General features: G+C 64.2%; 17 protein-coding genes. 10 read left to right on the top strand and 7 right to left on the bottom strand.

All coding sequences use genetic code 11. The features are described 5' to 3' along the window. Positions 1 to 5: 5 nt before the first annotated feature. Positions 6 to 1,751, top strand: coding sequence for a phospho-sugar mutase (locus ABIE35_RS02890; protein ID WP_354512373.1), 1,746 nt, complete (start codon positions 6 to 8; stop codon positions 1,749 to 1,751). A 27-nt stretch (positions 1,752 to 1,778) separates the two neighbouring features. Here the strand turns inward: ABIE35_RS02890 and nirD are convergent, their stop codons facing one another. After that, positions 1,779 to 2,141 carry a nitrite reductase small subunit NirD gene (nirD, locus tag ABIE35_RS02895; RefSeq protein WP_280627562.1) on the bottom strand — a complete coding sequence of 121 codons (363 nt, stop codon included), beginning with the start codon at positions 2,139 to 2,141 and terminating at the stop codon, positions 1,779 to 1,781. Positions 2,142 to 2,424: 283 nt separating this feature from the next. Between nirD and nirB the strand changes: the two genes are divergently transcribed. Genes nirB through ABIE35_RS02910 form a run of 3 tightly spaced genes read left to right on the top strand, consistent with a single transcriptional unit; the run spans position 2,425 to position 7,269 of the window. Beyond that, complete coding sequence (gene nirB, locus ABIE35_RS02900) at positions 2,425 to 5,055, top strand: nitrite reductase large subunit NirB (protein ID WP_354512374.1); 2,631 nt, start codon at positions 2,425 to 2,427, stop codon at positions 5,053 to 5,055. A 9-nt stretch (positions 5,056 to 5,064) separates the two neighbouring features. Next, positions 5,065 to 6,099, top strand: a complete 1,035-nt coding sequence (gene cobA, locus ABIE35_RS02905) for a uroporphyrinogen-III C-methyltransferase (RefSeq protein WP_354512375.1) — start codon at positions 5,065 to 5,067, stop codon at positions 6,097 to 6,099. Positions 6,100 to 6,111: 12 nt separating this feature from the next. Next, positions 6,112 to 7,269: a uroporphyrinogen-III synthase gene (locus tag ABIE35_RS02910; protein ID WP_354512376.1), complete on the top strand. Its 1,158-nt coding sequence runs from the start codon at positions 6,112 to 6,114 to the stop codon at positions 7,267 to 7,269. A 34-nt stretch (positions 7,270 to 7,303) separates the two neighbouring features. Here ABIE35_RS02910 and ABIE35_RS02915 read toward each other — a convergent pair whose 3' ends face one another. The 4 genes from ABIE35_RS02915 to ABIE35_RS02930 all read right to left on the bottom strand — a co-directional run bounded on the left by ABIE35_RS02915 (position 7,304) and on the right by ABIE35_RS02930 (position 10,424). Then, the gene (locus ABIE35_RS02915; RefSeq protein ID WP_354512377.1) at positions 7,304 to 8,602 is read right to left on the bottom strand and encodes a Y-family DNA polymerase; all 1,299 of its coding nucleotides are present in this window, start codon (positions 8,600 to 8,602) and stop codon (positions 7,304 to 7,306) included. A 173-nt stretch (positions 8,603 to 8,775) separates the two neighbouring features. Next, positions 8,776 to 9,288: a GNAT family N-acetyltransferase gene (locus ABIE35_RS02920; protein ID WP_354512378.1), complete on the bottom strand. Its 513-nt coding sequence runs from the start codon at positions 9,286 to 9,288 to the stop codon at positions 8,776 to 8,778. Beyond that, positions 9,285 to 9,632 (bottom strand): ArsR/SmtB family transcription factor, encoded by a 348-nt coding sequence (locus tag ABIE35_RS02925; RefSeq protein ID WP_354512379.1) that lies wholly within the window; start codon positions 9,630 to 9,632, stop codon positions 9,285 to 9,287. Before ABIE35_RS02925 ends, ABIE35_RS02920 begins: the two co-directional genes overlap by 4 nt. 51 nt (positions 9,633 to 9,683) lie before the next feature. Next, a complete protein-coding gene (locus tag ABIE35_RS02930) occupies positions 9,684 to 10,424 on the bottom strand; it encodes an aquaporin (RefSeq protein ID WP_354512380.1) in 741 nt (246 codons plus the stop codon). 45 nt (positions 10,425 to 10,469) lie between these two features. Here ABIE35_RS02930 and ABIE35_RS02935 point away from each other — a divergent pair, with 45 nt between their 5' ends. The 6 genes from ABIE35_RS02935 (at position 10,470) to ABIE35_RS02960 (ending at position 15,283) form a co-directional block, all read left to right on the top strand. Then, on the top strand, positions 10,470 to 11,144 hold the full coding sequence (locus ABIE35_RS02935) for an arsenate reductase/protein-tyrosine-phosphatase family protein (RefSeq protein ID WP_354512381.1): 675 nt from the start codon (positions 10,470 to 10,472) through the stop codon (positions 11,142 to 11,144). 159 nt (positions 11,145 to 11,303) lie between these two features. Further along, positions 11,304 to 11,726 carry an arsenate reductase ArsC gene (locus ABIE35_RS02940; protein ID WP_354512382.1) on the top strand — a complete coding sequence of 141 codons (423 nt, stop codon included), beginning with the start codon at positions 11,304 to 11,306 and terminating at the stop codon, positions 11,724 to 11,726. A 31-nt stretch (positions 11,727 to 11,757) separates the two neighbouring features. Then, positions 11,758 to 12,747, top strand: coding sequence for a thioredoxin-disulfide reductase (gene trxB, locus ABIE35_RS02945; protein WP_354512383.1), 990 nt, complete (start codon positions 11,758 to 11,760; stop codon positions 12,745 to 12,747). Between the two features lie 42 nt (positions 12,748 to 12,789). After that, the gene (locus ABIE35_RS02950) at positions 12,790 to 14,175 is read left to right on the top strand and encodes an FAD-dependent oxidoreductase (RefSeq protein WP_354512384.1); all 1,386 of its coding nucleotides are present in this window, start codon (positions 12,790 to 12,792) and stop codon (positions 14,173 to 14,175) included. Between the two features lie 35 nt (positions 14,176 to 14,210). Then, complete coding sequence (locus ABIE35_RS02955; RefSeq protein ID WP_354512385.1) at positions 14,211 to 14,867, top strand: arsenate reductase ArsC; 657 nt, start codon at positions 14,211 to 14,213, stop codon at positions 14,865 to 14,867. Continuing rightward, entirely contained in the window at positions 14,867 to 15,283 is a 417-nt protein-coding gene (locus ABIE35_RS02960; RefSeq protein ID WP_354512386.1) for an arsenate-mycothiol transferase ArsC, read from the top strand. Before ABIE35_RS02955 ends, ABIE35_RS02960 begins: the two co-directional genes overlap by 1 nt. A 26-nt stretch (positions 15,284 to 15,309) precedes the next feature. Here ABIE35_RS02960 and ABIE35_RS02965 read toward each other — a convergent pair whose 3' ends face one another. Further along, on the bottom strand, positions 15,310 to 15,612 hold the full coding sequence (locus tag ABIE35_RS02965; RefSeq protein WP_354512387.1) for a hypothetical protein: 303 nt from the start codon (positions 15,610 to 15,612) through the stop codon (positions 15,310 to 15,312). A 125-nt stretch (positions 15,613 to 15,737) separates the two neighbouring features. Further along, the gene (locus tag ABIE35_RS02970) at positions 15,738 to 16,169 is read right to left on the bottom strand and encodes a LexA family protein (RefSeq protein WP_026542753.1); all 432 of its coding nucleotides are present in this window, start codon (positions 16,167 to 16,169) and stop codon (positions 15,738 to 15,740) included. Between the last annotated feature and the right edge of the window lie 188 nt (positions 16,170 to 16,357).

The raw sequence follows: 16,357 nt of genomic DNA on the forward strand, positions 1-16,357 counted from the left end.
ACCCTATGACATCCAGCGATGCCGCATTTGAACAGCTGCTCACCGACGCCCGCGAGTGGGCCTCCCAGGATCCAGACCCGGCGACGTCCGCTGCCCTGGAGGAGCTGGCCGACCTCGCCAGCGGCGGTGATGCGGGAGCAGCCCAGGAACTGGGCGACAGCTTTAACGGCACCCTGCAATTCGGCACAGCCGGCCTACGTGCAGCCCTCGGCCCGGGGCCAAACCGCATGAACCGCGTGGTTGTCCGCCGGGCCGCGGCTGGCCTGGCGGCCTTCCTCACCGAAACGGTAGCTGCCGCTGCGCCGGGAACCCGGCCTCGCGCCGTCGTCGGCTTCGATGCCCGCTACAACTCGGACATCTTCGCGGAAGAGACTGCCGCGATCTTCACGGCGGCAGGCATCGAGACGTTCCTTATGCCGGCAGCACTTCCGACGCCGTTGCTCGCCTACGCGGTCAGGAACCTGGACTGCGACGGCGGCGTGATGGTGACAGCCAGCCACAACCCGCCGCAGGACAACGGCTACAAGGTCTACTTGGGACGACACGCAGTGCCGGAGAGCGGGCGCGGATCGCAGATCGTCGCGCCGTACGACGCAGAGATAGCCGCCCGGATTGAAGCCGTGGGTGCCTTGGACTCCATCGAACTGGCAGACAGTGGGTGGACAGTGCTGCCGACGGCCATTGCCGCCGACTATGAATCCGCCATGGCCGGCTTGGTGGATCGTGAACACTTCCCCGCCAGGGACCTCAAGATCGTCCTGACGCCCATGCACGGTGTGGGCGGCGAAACGGCTGTCTCCGTCCTGAAGACAGCGGGTTTCACGGATGTAACCCTCGTGGCCGAACAGGCCGAGCCGGACCCGGACTTCCCCACAGTCGCGTTCCCCAACCCGGAGGAGCCCGGCGCACTGGACCTGGCCCTCGCGGCCGCCGCAGACGCGGGTGCGGACATCGTTTTGGCCAACGACCCCGACGCCGACCGGGCTGCGGTCGCGGCCTTGGACCCCTCGACGGGATCCTGGCGGATGCTTCGGGGCGATGAAGTGGGTGCGCTGCTGGGTGCCCACATTGTGGCCCGCATGGCCGTCAGTGAAGGCGAAGAACCCCGGGACGGCGTCTTCGCCAACTCGATCGTTTCCTCGCGGTTGCTGTCGCGGATCGCCGCGGCCGCAGGGTACAAGCATGAGGAAACCCTGACGGGCTTCAAATGGATTTCACGGGTTCCCGGCCTCAGCTACGGATATGAGGAGGCACTTGGCTACTGTGTGGCACCGGATCTGGTGCGCGATAAGGACGGCATTTCAGCTGCAGTCCTGATCGCGGAATTTGCCGCCGCTGCCAAAGCCCAGGGCAAGACGATCTTCGACACCCTGGATGACCTCTACCTGGTGCACGGCCTGCACGCCAGCGACCAGTTGAGCATCCGGGTAGCGGATCTGGGACTCCTGGATGCCATGATGAACCGCCTGCGGGTCAACCCGCCGGAAGCGTTCGGTGGCTCCGCCGTCGAGGTCTTCACTGACCTGGCCGAAGGAAGCGAAGCCTTGCCGCCCACAGACGGTCTGTTGTACCTCACCCGCGACCAAAGCCGGGTCATCATCCGTCCAAGCGGCACGGAGCCCAAACTCAAGTGCTACCTGGAAGTCATTCAGGCCGTGGACTCCGCGGCGGAACTCGCCGCTGCCCGCCAGGCAGCGCGGACATCCCTGGACGATGTCCTCAGGGATGTCCGCGAAGCATTGGGCCTCTAGGAAGCATGGGCCTTTAGCCGGCTTGGCTTAGAGCTCAACCTCGATAAAGCCGTCCACCAAACGGGTGGCGAACACATCGAGCCTCAGCTCGGGGTTGGTGAAGCACTCCCCGGTTTCGAGGTCGTAGACCTCTTTGTGGAGCGGCGATGCGATGGTCGGCCGGCTTCCGCGGGATCCAATGATGCCACGCGCCATGACGTTGGCCAGCGTTGCCGGGTCCTGCTGTGCCACAGCGAATACTTCGGTGGGCGTAGTGCGGAACAGGGCAACCTGGCGGCCAGCGATCAGTGCCGCTTCGCCCCAGGCGACTTCGAGCTCATCCACCGGGCACACGACGTGCCACTCGCCGGTGGTGGTCAGATCCTCGGCACGGTCCAGAATTACGGTCATTTCAGCCCCTCTCACTGTGTCCGGGTGGCGGCTGTTCACACCGTCACTCCCCCGGACCGGGCCACGCTTGCGGCCGCTCTTCCACGCTAGGACCCGGGTGTTTCGTCAGGTGTCCGGGTGTGTGTCCAACGCGTAAAAGAGACCTCACACCCCACGAAATGCTCTTGTGATGCAGAAGTTAAGATCACGAAACAAAAGGGAAACTGAAGCGAAACTGCCCGTCCCTAGGCTGGAACCACAAGTTGCGACAGATCCGTCTGCAACATCTGCGAAAGGCCCACCAGTGACCGGACACACTTCAAGTACAGAGAACCCGCGCCGCGTCGTCGTCGTCGGCGGCGGGCCCGCTGCCCACCGTTTCGCTGATGCCATGGTCAATCGCGGTCTTGAAGGTTGGCAGGTTACGGTGCTGACCGAAGAGGCACACCTCCCCTACGACCGCGTAGCGTTGAGCAGAGCCCTCACGGAAACCGACGTTGACCTCACCTTGGGGGAAGCGTCCATGTGGGACCACGAGGCATTGACCCTCAAGACCGGCGAGCGCGCCGTCAAGATTGACCCGGCGGCCAAGAGCGTCCTCACCGCGGCGGGAAACAAGTACGAATACGACCACCTGGTGGTGGCTTCAGGCTCGGACGCTGCCCGTCTTCCTATTCCCGGGGCTGAACACACCCACGTTTACCGCACGCTCGACGACGTGTGGTCGATTAACAAGGCCATTGCCGGACTGCGCGAAAAGCTGGGCCGCAAGGTCAACGCCGTCACCATTGGTGGTGGCCTGCTGGGGCTCGAGTCCGCTGCCGGTACCGAGCAGTTGGGCGCTACTCCTATCGTCATCAACGGCGCGCCCTGGCTGATGAATACCCAGTTGGATGAGGGAGCCGGCCAGTCGCTCGGTCGCCTGATCGAAGCAAAGGGCTTCGAAGTCCACGGTGGCGTCTTCCCTTCGGAGGTGGTGACTAACGACGACGGCAACGTCACCGGTGTCCTCATGGCTGACGGTCGCACGATTGACGCCGACCTCGTGATTGTTGCCATTGGCGTCAAGCCCCGTGATGATCTGTTCCGCGCCGCAGAAGGCGAGGAACAGCTCTTCAGCCTGGGTCAACGCGGCGGCGTGGTCATCAACGATTTCTGCGCCACTGAAGTGGACGGCATCTGGGCCATCGGCGAAGTGGCCAACTTTGAAGGGATGTGCCTTGGCTTGGTAGCACCCGCCAACACCATGGCCGAGATCGTTGCCGACCGCCTGCATGGTGGCGAAGCGACGTTCCCCGGTTTTGACACTGCCACCAAGCTCAAATTGTCCGGCGTTGACGTTGCCAGCTTCGGCGACGCCTTTGCCCGGACCGAGCACTCCCTGGAAATTGTCTACGCCGACCCCGCACGTGGCGTCTACCAGAAGATTGTCACCACAGACGATGCCAAGACCCTCCTGGGCGGTATCTTCGTGGGCGACGCTTCCCCCTACATGAGCCTCCGCCCGCTACTGGGACGCGAGCTCGCGGCAGAGCCCGGTGCATACTTGAGCGCCGCCGGTGGCGGCGAAGCTCCCGAGACCGAACTGCCGGACGACGCCATCCTGTGCTCCTGCAACAACGTTGCGGCCGGGACCATCCGGGACACCATCAACGGATGCGGAGCCTGCGAAGGCAATGCTCCCGTCCAGGAACTAGGCGAACTCAAGGGCTGCACCCGCGCCGGCACGCAGTGCGGTTCTTGTGTCCCCATGCTGAAGAAGCTCCTCGAAGGCGAACTGACGAAGTCCGGCATCGAGGTCTCCAAGGCGCTGTGCGAGCACATCAGTCTCTCCCGGCAGGAACTGTTCGACGCCATCCGCGTCCTGGAACTCACCTCATTCGAAGAGATCATGGCCAAGTACGGCACTGGTGCGGGCTGCGATATCTGCAAGCCGACCATCGCCTCCATCCTGGCCAGCCAGCACTCGGCCTACGTCCTGGATGCCGGCCGCGGCTCCCTTCAGGACACCAACGACCGCGCCTTGGCGAACATGCAGAAGGACGGCACGTACTCCGTGGTCCCCCGCATCGCCGGTGGTGAGATCACGCCCAAGGGCCTCGGCGTCATCGCCGCAGTTGCCGAGAAGTACAACCTCTACACCAAGATCACCGGCGGCCAGCGCATTGATATGTTCGGTGCCCGCCTGGAGCAGCTCCCGGACATCTGGAAGGAACTGGTGGACGCCGGTTTCGAGTCCGGCCAGGCCTACGGAAAGAGCCTCCGTACGGTGAAGTCCTGCGTTGGATCCACATGGTGCCGTTTCGGTGTCCAGGATTCGGTAGCCATGGCCATCGCTTTGGAGCTTCGCTACCGTGGCCTCCGCAGCCCGCACAAGCTGAAGATGGGCGTGTCCGGTTGCGCCCGCGAATGTGCCGAAGCCCGCGGCAAGGACGTGGGCGTCATCGCCACGGCCGATGGCTGGAACCTGTACGTCGGTGGCAACGGAGGCGCCACTCCGGCCCACGCCCAGCTGCTGGCCAAGGACCTGGACGACGAAACCCTGCTCAAGTACATCGACCGCTACCTCATGTACTACATCCGCACCGCTGACCGCCTCCAGCGCACCGCGCGCTGGCAGGAAGAACTCGACGGCGGCATCAAGCACGTCGAGGAGGTAGTGGTCAACGACTCCCTGGGCATCGCCGAAGAGCTTGAAGCGGCCATGGCCAAGCACATCGACACCTACGAGGACGAGTGGGCCGAGACCTTGAAGGACCCGGAGCGCCTCCGCCGTTTCCGTTCGTTTGTCAACGCCCCCGACCAGAAGGACGAGTCCATCTCCTTCGTTCCGGAGCGTGGCCAGATCCGCCCGGCCACCAACGAGGAAAAGGGCGGCGTGCTCATCGCTTCCACCATCCCGGTCCGCAGCGAAACCGTCGGCGCAGGAAACTAGGGGTTCACCATGCAGCTCACCATTGATCTCACCGGCCGTGACGTCCTTGTCACGGGATCGGAAAAGTCTGCCCGCCAAGCCGTACGCCGCTATCAGTCCGCCGGTGCCAACGTGTACCGGCTGAGCACCCCGGAAGGTGTACCGGGCGACGGTCAACTTCCGGAGCGCCCGTTCCTGGTGGCGATAGTGGACGACGGCGACGCAGGGTGGCTGCCGCTGGTGGAACGCTGCCGCGATGCGGGGATACCTGTCGCGTTTGAGCCGGCACCGGGCGCCGCCGGCCACGTGACCTTGGTGGGCGGAGGTCCAGGAGCCTTGGACCTGCTCACGGTTGGCGCCGTGGACGCCCTGCGTGATGCCGATGTGGTGTTCTACGACCGTCTGGCCCCGTACCAGGAGCTGGCCGACCTGACCTCGGCCGAACTGGTGGATGTTGGCAAGCAGCCGGGCCTGCACAAGGTGACCCAGCGTGACATCGAGAAGCTCATGGTGGAAGCTGCGCTGCTGGGCAAGAACGTGGTCCGGCTCAAGGGCGGCGATCCGTATGTATTTGGCCGAGGCGGCGAGGAAGTGGCCGCCTGTGTTGCGGCCGGCGTACCGGTGCGGGTGATATCCGGTGTCACCAGCGCCATCTCCGTTCCCGCCGCGGCCGGGATCCCGGTCACGCACCGCGAAGTCAGCCACATGTTCACCGTAGTGTCCGGCCATGCCCCCTTGACCGAGAAGGAACACACCCACCTTGCCGGACTTGGCGGCACGATTGTGGTCCTCATGGGCATTGGTACCCTTCCCCAGCTTGCAGCAGGGCTGCGCCGGGCAGGCATGGACGCGGACATGCCCATGGCTGTGGTGGAACGTGGCTACCGCCCGGGGCAGCGCACCACCATCGCTGATCTGGGTACGATCGAAACAGCTGCCACAGGCTGCAGCAACCCGGCCGTGCTGGTCATCGGCGAGGTGGTCCGGGTGGCTGAAGCCAACCGCAACCATGCAGAAGCATCCGCTGAACTGAGCCGCCTGGCGGCTTCGCTCCTTGAAGCCTGAAGGTAAAAACACATGACTGTTGCACGCGCCATCGAAGTCCACGACGCTACTGCCGCTCCGGAGGTTTCCGAAGCCGTCGACGCCCCGCTGGACGGATTCCGAATCGGCGTCACCTCGCACCGCCGCTCCCGTGACCTCATTGAGGCACTGGAGCGTCGCGGTGCCAGCGTGTTGCACGCCCCCGCCCTGAAGATCGCCCCTGTGCAGGAAGACATGGTCCTCATCGAGGACACGCGCACCATCATTGCTGCAAAGCCGGATATTTGCATCGCCACCACCGCCTACGGCATGCGCCGCTGGTGCGAGGCCGCCGACTCCTTCGGCATCGGTGAGCAACTCCTGGAAACCCTGTCCGCCTGCCGCATGTTCGTCCGTGGCCCCAAGGCCCGCGGTGCCGTGCGCGCTGCCGGACTTGCCGACGTCGGAATCAGCAGCGACGAAACCACCGCCACGCTGGTGGACATGCTGCTTGCAGAAGGCGTGCGCGGCAAAACCGTGGCCGTGCAACTTCATGGATACACCGATGTCCGCCAGCTGGAACGGCTCCGCATGTCCGGCGCCACGGTCCTGACGGTGACCCCGTACCGCTGGGTGAAGCCCGATGGTGAAGACAAGCTGCCGCGCCTGATCGAGGCAGTGGTGGGCGGCAACCTGGACGTACTGACGTTCACCAGCGCTCCAGCCGTAGACGCCATGTGGAGCACAGCCCACGAAATGGGCCTGTACCGCCAGCTCATCGAAGCCCTCAAGGGCCCCGTCACCGTTGCCGCTGTTGGGCCGGTCACCGCGCAACCGCTGGTCGACGCCGGGCTGACGCCACTGATCCCGGACCGTTACCGGATGGGCGCGCTGATCCGGTTGGTGACCGAACACTTGTCCCTCAACCATGTGCGGCGGTTGGAGACCAAGAGCGCCACGATCGAACTGCGCGGGCGCTGCCTGCGGATCAACGGTGAGGTGGTGGACCTGGCACCAGCTCCCCTGCTGCTCCTGCGGGCACTGCTCGGCGCGGGCGGAGCAGTACTGTCCCGGGAAGCGCTCTCGGACCTGCTGGACCTTCGCGGCTCTGTGCATGCGCTGGACATGACGGTCAGCCGTCTGCGTTCCTCGCTACCGGATGGCAAGCTCGTGGAGACCGTAGTGAAGCGCGGTTACCGGCTGCGGGCGTAGCCTCCCTGCGTCTACGAGGTGGTTAGCTCCCGCGTCAGGCCGCCTTCACCAAGGGAAGTTCATCCCAGTTGGTGGTGTACCGGGGGCTGAGCATGTCGCGTTTCATGGACCAATCCGGTCCTCCCTTGATTCCAGCGTGCCCCAAACCGATGGAGCCGCGGCCGTACCGCTTGCTGACTTGCTCCAGCAGGGGGCCGATGCCACGCTCTTCGTGCCGGTTTTCGAAGATCTCCAGGGGCTTCTGGTTGCCGCTGGGGCGGAGGTCGGTAACCATGATCCCGGCTTTGGCGTATCTCACGCCTTCCTGCATCCTTGGAACCAACGCATGCGCTGCCTTGGTCAGCAGCACCGGATCCGAAGTGGGCATGGGCAGTTTGACGTTAACGGTGGGAAACGACTTGTCGTTGGGGTTGTAGACCGATGTGGCAGCAAAGGCCGTCAACAGCTTTGCTTGGAGGTCATGTTTGGCCAGCCTGGCACTGGCCATCTGTCCGTAGATGCTGAGCACCTGCCGCAGCTGCGCCGCCGTCGTAATCGGCGTGGAAAAGGAGCGGGAGAAGATCAACTGGTCCCTCCCGATCCTTTCCTCCTCCATCGGGATGCACGGGGTTCCCTGCAATTCCAGCACCGTGCGCATCATGACGATGGAGAACTTGTCCCGCAAGGCCACGGGGTCAGCCCGGACCAGGTCCAGGATGGAGAAGATTCCCATGGCATTCAGGCGTTTGGTCAGCCTGGTGGCAACACCCCAGATCTCCATCACGGAGAGTCGTGCCATGAGAGCTTCGCGTTGGGCTTCGGGGATCGAATCCCAGCGGCACACGCCGTTGAAGACCGGATTGTGCTTGGCCCATTTGTTGGCCAGCTTGGCGAGGGTCTTGGTCCTGGCGATGCCAACGCAGACCGGAACCCCCACGTGCCGTTGGCACGCCGCTTTGATGGTGCGTCCCAGCTCCAGCAGGTCTTCCGGTTGACCTTTCACTCCGAGAAACGCCTCATCAATGGAGTAGACCTCCTGCCACGCCGAGTAGCGGGCCAGGAGTTCCATGACACGGGAGCTGATGTCCCCATAGAGTTCGTAGTTGCTGGAGAGGGCAATGAGTCCCCATTCCTTGGCCCGTGGAGCAAGTTTGAACCATGGCTCCCCCAGGCCGATCCCCAGTTTCTTGGCTTCCGGAGACCTGGTGACTGCACAGCCGTCGTTGTTGGACAGCACGATCAGCGGCTTGCCCTCCAGCGAGGGGTTGAACGCACGCTCCGCCGACGCATAGAAGCAGTTGATATCCACGTGCGCGATCTCCTGCATCTGATGCATGAGCGCTGGCTTGGACATCGTCCTCCTCCGTTCGGCCCTAGCACGCACGCCGCTGTTCCGGAGCAGGACACGCCGCACATTCGAACATATATTCGAATAGCTCTACTGTACCGCCCCGCACCGACAAGAAGGCTTCGGCCGGACCATCGACAAGAATGCCGCCGGTTCGGTGAGCGGTATCAATCAGATAGTTACACTGCGGGTGAGCGGCGTTCGAGCAGGAGCGTGTCCCGCCATTGGCCGGCGGCGGGACCGTAGGTCATGCGGGCGATGCGGCTCCTGTGTCCGACGACCCGGAAACCGGCCGATTCGTGGATCCGGAGGCTGGACTGATTCTCCGGGAAGACACTGGATTGGATGGTCCACACCCCGTCGCGCTCGGTGGATTCGATGAGTGCCTGCAAAATGGCTTTGCCTAGACCGAGCCCGCGGGCTTCAGGCGCAACATAGATGGAGTGTTCGACCACACCCGCGTAGGCAGGCCGGGACGAGACGGCGGAGACGGCGGCCCATCCCAGAACGCCCCGCCCGGACGCTTCGGCGACGAGCCGGTGCGCCTTCAACCTGGAGGCGTTGAAGGATTCCCAAGCGGGAGCGCTCTCCTCAAAGGTGGCATGCCCCGTCTCGATACCCTGTTGGAAGATGCGCTGCACAGCAGGCCAGTCGCCTTGATGCATGGACCGGACATCAAAATCACGGTTCATAGGGCCGCGAGGACTCCGGCGACGTCATCCAAGGCTCCGGGGACCAGCGAGTAATAAGCCCAGGTGCCGCGCTTTTCACGGTGCAACAGACCGGCCTCGACCAGGATCTTCAAATGGTGGGAGACGGTGGGTTGGCCCAGCTCCAGCGGTTCGGTGAGGTCGCAGACGCAGGACTCACCGCCGTCGGCGGCCTTGACGATGGAGAGCAGGCGCAGCCGGTTGGGATCCGCCAGCGCTTTGAACACGATGGCCCGGCGCTGTGCCTCCTCAGCGCCAAGGGCAGGGGTAGCTGGCGGGCAGCAGATGGTCTGCGTGTCCGGCTCAAGCAAGGGCAGCGAGGTCATCTACCTATTATGCCGCAACATTGACATTCATCAATGTTTAGGCCGACGGGACTACTGCTTGGCCGCTTCGACGGAGTGAGGGATGACAACGTCGGCGGCGGCCCGGCCGGCATGCGGGAAGAGCAGGAGCAGGATTCCAACACCAACAGCAGCGCCGACGACCTGGACGGCGAGGAATGGCGGGACGGAACCCGGCGCAATGCCAGCGAAGGTGTCGCTGAAGATGCGGCCGATGGTCACGGCCGGGTTCGCGAACGACGTCGAGGACGTAAACCAGTACGCAGCGCCGATGTAGGCACCTACAGCCGGGGCGGCCAAAGCGCCGCGTTTGGTGGCCGCAAGGGAGAAGATCAGCAGGACCAGACCGGCAGTCGCGACCACCTCGGCCAGCAGATGACCCACCATTGCCCGCTCCTTGGTCGAGATGGACGTACCCACTTCAAACATCGCGTTCGCCAAGACACTGCCACCGATGGCACCGGCAATCTGGGCCAGGACGTAGAGGCCGAGGTCCGGCAAGGACAAGCCGGATCCGCCGCGCCGTCCGAGGAACCAGTCCACCATGGAGACAACCGGGTTGAAGTGGGCGCCACTGACCGGCCCGAACACCAGGATCAACACCGTCAGGCCAAGCACCGTGGCCGTGCTGTTTTGCAGCAACTGCAGGCCTGCGTCATTGGGCGAGAGCTGGGCTGCGGCAATTCCGGAACCAACGACGATGGCAACGAGCAGGCCGGTGCCGAGGAATTCAGCGATGGCACGGCGCCACAGGGGCGGCTGGAGTGAAGTCATGCCAACAGCTTGACGCATGGAATTAACTCAGTCAAAATTGAATCAATGAATATTGAAGCAGTCGACACATTCCAGGCCCGGGTAGCCAGGCACGCAGCCCTTGCCGATCCGGCACGCCTGCGCATCATGGACCTGCTGACCCTGGGTGACTTCTCGCCATCGGAACTGCAGGCCGAACTGGGCATGCCCGCCAACCTGCTCTCCCACCACCTCCGCACTCTGGAGGAAGCCGGCCTGGCAACCCGCCATCGCTCCGAAGCCGACAAGCGCCGCAGCTACCTCCGCCTCGCCACCGGTGCCCTCAGTGGGCTGGTGCCCGGGGCGGCACATACAGCAAGCCGTGTCCTGTTCGTCTGTACGCGCAACAGTGCCCGCTCCCAGCTGGCCACCGCCCTCTGGCGGCAGGTCAGCGACATCCCCGCAGCCTCGGCCGGAACGCGCCCCGCAAACCGCATCGCCCGCGGAGCCATCGAGACCGCCCGGCGTCATGGGCTGGACCTGCCCGACATCGCACCGCGCACCCTGGAAGAGGTTGCAGAGGAGGCCGACCTGGTAGTGACCGTCTGCGACAACGCGCACGAAGAACTGACCAGGCTGGGCGGAATCCATTGGTCCGTGCCGGATCCCCTCCGCCTGGACACTACGGCCGCCTTTGACCGTGCCTTCGATGACATCACCCGCCGGATCAACGACCTCGCGCCACGCATCACCGCCGCCTAGTCACCTTGGCGCCCGCCGCAATATTGACATTCATCAATCTACCGCCCGATACTCTACATATCGATCATCATCAATGTTCGTCACGGAGAGCTTTCGGCTTGGGCGCACCGCTTCGTACCCGCCACCCGATCACACAACGCGATTTCAGGAGAGAAACCCGTGAGCACCGAAACCACCAACAAGCCCTCCGTCCTGTTCGTCTGCGTCCACAACGCCGGACGTTCCCAAATGGCCGCAGCGTTCCTGACAACCCTTGGCAAGGGTGAGATCGAAGTCCGCTCCGCAGGCTCCCAGCCCGCCGACAAGGTCAACCCGGCCGCCGTCGAAGCCATGGCCGAACTGGGTATCGACATGTCCGCTGAAGTCCCCAAGGTCCTCACCACCGAGGCCGTCAAGGAATCCGACGTCGTCATCACCATGGGCTGCGGCGACGAATGCCCATACTTCCCCGGCAAGCGCTACGAAGACTGGGTCCTGGAAGACCCCGCCGGCCAAGGCGTGGACGCCGTCCGCCCGATCCGCGATGAAATCAAGACCCGCATCGAGGGCCTGATCGCCTCCCTCGTCCCGGCTGCCAAATAACCCACTTTTTCGAGCACCAGGAGAGTCTCCCGTGAGCACCGACGTCCAGACCGAGCAACTGATCATCATCGGCTCCGGCCCAGCCGGCTACACCGCGGCGATCTACGCCGCCCGCGCAGGCCTGAACCCGCTGGTCCTGGCCGGGTCGGTCACCGCCGGCGGTGCGCTGATGAACACCACCGAAGTGGAGAATTTCCCCGGCTTCCCCGGCGGCATCCAAGGCCCTGAGCTCATGGATGGGCTCCAGGAACAGGCGGAAAAGTTCGGCGCCCGGATAGTGTTCGACGACGTCACTGAAGTTGATCTGAGGGGTCACCTCAAGCGTGTGGTCACTGGAGGCGGCGAGACCCACGAGGCCCCGGCCGTCATCCTTGCCACCGGTTCCGCGTATAAGGAACTGGGCCTTCCGGAGGAGAAGAAACTCAGCGGCCACGGAGTGTCCTGGTGCGCCACCTGCGACGGGTTCTTCTTCCGCGAACAGGACATCATCGTGGTTGGTGGCGGCGACTCCGCCATGGAGGAAGCGACCTTCCTGACCCGCTTCGCCAGGACCGTCACCGTCGTAGTGCGCAAGGACGAACTCCGCGCCTCCCGGATCATGGCCCAGCGCGCCAAGGACAACCCCAAGATCAAGTTCGCCTGGAACTCGGCCATCACCACCATCCACGGCGACAGCAAAGTCACCGGCGTGACCCTCACGGACACCCGCACCGGTGAAACCCGTGAACAGGACGCCACCGGGATCTTCGTGGCCATCGGCCACCTGCCCCGCACCGAGCTGGTTGCCGGACAAGTCGACTTGGACGACGAGGGCTACATCAAGGTCGACTCACCCACCACGGTAACCAACCTCTCCGGCGTTTTCGCCTGCGGGGACGCCGTGGACCACCGCTACCGCCAAGCCATCACCGCAGCCGGAACCGGCTGCGCGGCCGCGCTGGATGCCGAACGGTTCCTTGCCGCCCTGGATGACGCCCACAGCATCGCCACCGCCCTGGTCGAAGAACCAACCCACGCCTAACCACTCGAAACGCCACGCCAACGGATGAAACAAGAGGACAGCATGGATTCAGTGACGAACTTTCCCATCGCAGTGATCGGCGCAGGCCCGGTAGGACTCGCCACCGCGGCCCACCTGCTCGAACGCGGACTCGAACCGGTCATCTTCGAAGCAGGCCCCTCCGCCGGCGCCGCCATCGAACAGTGGCGGCACATCCGCTTGTTCTCACCCTGGCGCTTCAACCTCGACGACGCCGCCGTCCGCCTGCTCGAACCCACCGGCTGGGAATCACCCCGTCCCACCGCACTGCCCTACGGCGGCGAACTCATCGACAACTACCTCACCCCGCTGGCGGGTACACCCCAGATCGCTTCCCGGCTCCAGACCGGCTCCCGCGTCATCGCCGTGACCCGGCAGGGCATGGACAAAACCCACGTCCGGGACCGCAACACCACCCCCTTCGTTGTCCGGGTTGAGCACGACGGCGGAGAAACACGGGACCACACCGTCGCTGCCGTCATCGACGCCTCCGGCACCTGGTCCACCCGCAACCCGCTCGGCACCTCCGGCCTGCCCGCCATCGGCGAAGGCCCGGCAGCTGACCGGATCTCCTCGCCCCTGCCCGACGTTGTTGGCCGCGACCGCGCCGCTTTCGCCGGCCGCCGCGCCCTCGTTGTCGGGGCCGGCCACTCGGCAGCGAACACCCTGATCAACCTCGCAGACCTCGCCAAGGACGAACCCGATACCCGCATCCTGTGGGCCGTCCGCGGCAACTCCGCCGAGAAGGTCTACGGCGGCGGTGACGCCGACGGGCTCCCTGCACGCGGCCAGCTCGGCTCCCGCCTCCGCCGCCTGGTCGAGGCCGGCACCATCGAACTGCACACCGGGTTCGGCATCGCTGCCCTGAAAAACCTCGACTCGCACGTGAGCGTCGAAGCCGTCGATGGACGCACCATCGACGCCGACGTCATCGTCCCCTGCACCGGCTTCCGCCCGGACCTGGAGATCCTGCGGGAACTGCGCCTGGACCTGGACCCCGCCGTTGAAGCTCCCACCGGGCTCGGCCCGCTGATCGACCCTGAATTCCACTCCTGCGGCACGGTCCCGGCGCACGGCGCGAAGGTCCTGGCCCACCCTGAAAAAGACTTCTACATCGTCGGGATGAAGTCCTACGGCCGGGCACCGACCTTCCTCCTCGCTACCGGCTACGAGCAAGTCCGTTCCGTCGCCGCAGCCCTCGCCGGTGACCAGGAATCGGCGGACACCGTCCACCTTGAACTGCCCGAAACGGGGGTCTGCTCCGCGGACGCCGGTACCAGCTGCGATGTTCCCGCCCCTGCCACCACCGCGTCGCAGGAGCCAGGGTCGGGCTGCTGCTCCACACCGGAACCGGCATTTGTCGGCTTCCCGACCGGGCTCGCACACGGCCGATCCGGCACCACCAGCTGAAAGCCAGTCACCCAAACAACCATTGGAGCACTGTCATGACCGACCACCAGGAAACCACGCTCGGCCTGCAGGACAACACCGAAGTACTCCACCGCATCAGTGACCGGCTCGCCGGACGTTACGCAGGGATCTTCGCCGCAGAAACCGTCGAACGCTACGTCTTCGAGTCCTACACAGCACTGGCCCGCACCGCGAAGGTCAGCGCTTACCTGCCCGCGACCACCGAGCACTTTGCCAACGACAGGCTCCATGCCCTGGCCAAGTCAAAAAGCTCCCTTGCCTCGGAGACCCCGGAGGTGTTGTTCGTCTGCGTACAGAACGCGGGCCGCTCCCAGATGGCCGCCGCCCTGCTCACCGTCGAAGCCAAAGGCAAAATCCGCGTCCGCTCCGCCGGGTCCCTGCCCGCATCAGAACTCGACGCCAACGTGGTGACAGTCATGAACGAGATGGGCTTGGATCTGGGCAAGGAATACCCCAAACCGCTCACCGACGACGTCGTCCGCGCCTCCGATGTGGTCATCACCATGGGCTGCGGCGACTCCTGCCCCATCTACCCCGGCAAACGCTACGAAGACTGGGAACTCACCGACCCCGCTGACCAGCCCCTCGACACCGTCCGGACCATCCGTGATGAAATCCACGGCCGTGTGAAGAACCTGGTCGCATCCCTGACGAAAGAGACTGCACTCTAATGACCTCAGAACATCCCGCCGTCCTGTTCGTCTGCAGCAAGAACGGCGGCAAATCCCAGCTCGCCGCAGCTCTCATGCGGGAACTGGCTGGGGACAACGTCACCGTCTACTCAGCCGGAACAAAACCCGGCGCGGCGTTGAACGCCCAGTCCGTGGAATCCCTGGCCGAACTGGGCATCGACGTCACCGGCGAGTATCCCAAACCGATCACCGACGAAGTCCTCAACACCGTGGACGCCGTCATCGTTCTGGGAACCGAAGCCAAACTCGACCCACCGACCGGGAAACGCTTCGAAATCTGGGAAACCGACGAACCCTCAGAACGTGGCATCGAAGGCATGGAACGCATGCGCCTGGTCCGCGACGACATCAAAACCCGCGTCCAAACCCTCTACAGCGACCTCACGACAAACTGACTCCGCCATAGTGGAAGCGGCCATAGTCATTGGAACGTTCCCGTGCTTGAAGGGCGCCCACCTCCTGCGCCGTGTCCAAAAGAGCGCTCCAAGGCTGCGATGAGAACAGCTGGTGCCAGCCGGTCCACCAGGTCCACCGGCCTGGCGCCGCGAAGCTCCGGGCATCCGGTGACCATCCACGCGGCAAAGTAATTATGTGGAATCCTCAGGGCCATGGCCCGGACAAACAGGCCCGTCACCGCGGGGTGCAAGGACAGGTCTTCCCGGAACTGGAAGCCCGGGCAGTACGTTCCTTCCGCAGAAAACACCCGCATCAGTTGTTGCATCACAGGCTCCGGATCCTCATGTATCTGCGCAAGCCGGCTCCGGACCCTTTCCAGGCTTGGCAGGCCGAACTCAGCGCCCATCCGCTCCCAAAGCCCGCTGGGAATGGGGCCTTGCCAACGGGTCGGATTCAGATGTGGTGCAGGCACGTGGTGGCAACTCCCCAGATGGTGAGTTCGGACAGTGCCGGCACACGGATGTCCGGATACTTGGGATTGTCCGCCTGAAGGATCACTCCCGAAGGCGTGACGCGGAGCCTTTTGATGGTCAGTTCACCATCGAGGACAGCCACGACGACGGACCCATCCTTCGGCTCCAGCGCACGGTTGACGATCAGCTCGTCTCCATCGCTGATCCCGGCACCTTCCATGGACTGCCCCGTCACCCTGACCACAAAAGTGCTGGTGACGTCCTTGATAAGGTGCTCGTTGAGATCGATCCGGCCATCAAAATAGTCCTGCGCCGGCGACGGATACCCGGCCGCCACCGGGAGAGGTGCCAGCAAAACCGACATCAGGGAAAAGCCCGCATCTATCACGCGGGGGCCGACTATCACGCCCACAACACACCTTTATTCGAATATATGTTCGATACTCGAGTGTACAGCGGATGACGGACATTGTTGTCACTCCGCGACGTTTGCTGCGGCGCCAGGGAGCCGGCGGAATGGAGGGCCGCCGTTCATGCGTCTTGGCGAAAGACAGGTATTTTAGGGAAGGTCAAGCGAACTGCTACTTGGCAGGAACTGAA

Source organism: Paenarthrobacter sp. 4246 (assembly GCF_040546855.1).
Lineage (GTDB): Bacteria > Actinomycetota > Actinomycetes > Actinomycetales > Micrococcaceae > Arthrobacter.

Bases quoted from the DNA above. Each gene is read 5' to 3' on its own strand.
- ABIE35_RS02890 (WP_354512373.1), top strand. From the start codon at position 6: ATGACATCCAGCGATGCCGCATTTGAACAGCTGCTCACCGACGCCCGC.
- nirD (WP_280627562.1), bottom strand. From the start codon at position 2,141: ATGACCGTAATTCTGGACCGTGCCGAGGATCTGACCACCACCGGCGAG.
- cobA (WP_354512375.1), top strand. From the start codon at position 5,065: ATGCAGCTCACCATTGATCTCACCGGCCGTGACGTCCTTGTCACGGGA.
- ABIE35_RS02910 (WP_354512376.1), top strand. From the start codon at position 6,112: ATGACTGTTGCACGCGCCATCGAAGTCCACGACGCTACTGCCGCTCCG.
- ABIE35_RS02915 (WP_354512377.1), bottom strand. From the start codon at position 8,602: ATGTCCAAGCCAGCGCTCATGCATCAGATGCAGGAGATCGCGCACGTG.
- ABIE35_RS02920 (WP_354512378.1), bottom strand. From the start codon at position 9,288: ATGAACCGTGATTTTGATGTCCGGTCCATGCATCAAGGCGACTGGCCT.
- ABIE35_RS02925 (WP_354512379.1), bottom strand. From the start codon at position 9,632: ATGACCTCGCTGCCCTTGCTTGAGCCGGACACGCAGACCATCTGCTGC.
- ABIE35_RS02930 (WP_354512380.1), bottom strand. From the start codon at position 10,424: ATGACTTCACTCCAGCCGCCCCTGTGGCGCCGTGCCATCGCTGAATTC.
- ABIE35_RS02935 (WP_354512381.1), top strand. From the start codon at position 10,470: ATGAATATTGAAGCAGTCGACACATTCCAGGCCCGGGTAGCCAGGCAC.
- ABIE35_RS02950 (WP_354512384.1), top strand. From the start codon at position 12,790: ATGGATTCAGTGACGAACTTTCCCATCGCAGTGATCGGCGCAGGCCCG.
- ABIE35_RS02955 (WP_354512385.1), top strand. From the start codon at position 14,211: ATGACCGACCACCAGGAAACCACGCTCGGCCTGCAGGACAACACCGAA.
- ABIE35_RS02960 (WP_354512386.1), top strand. From the start codon at position 14,867: ATGACCTCAGAACATCCCGCCGTCCTGTTCGTCTGCAGCAAGAACGGC.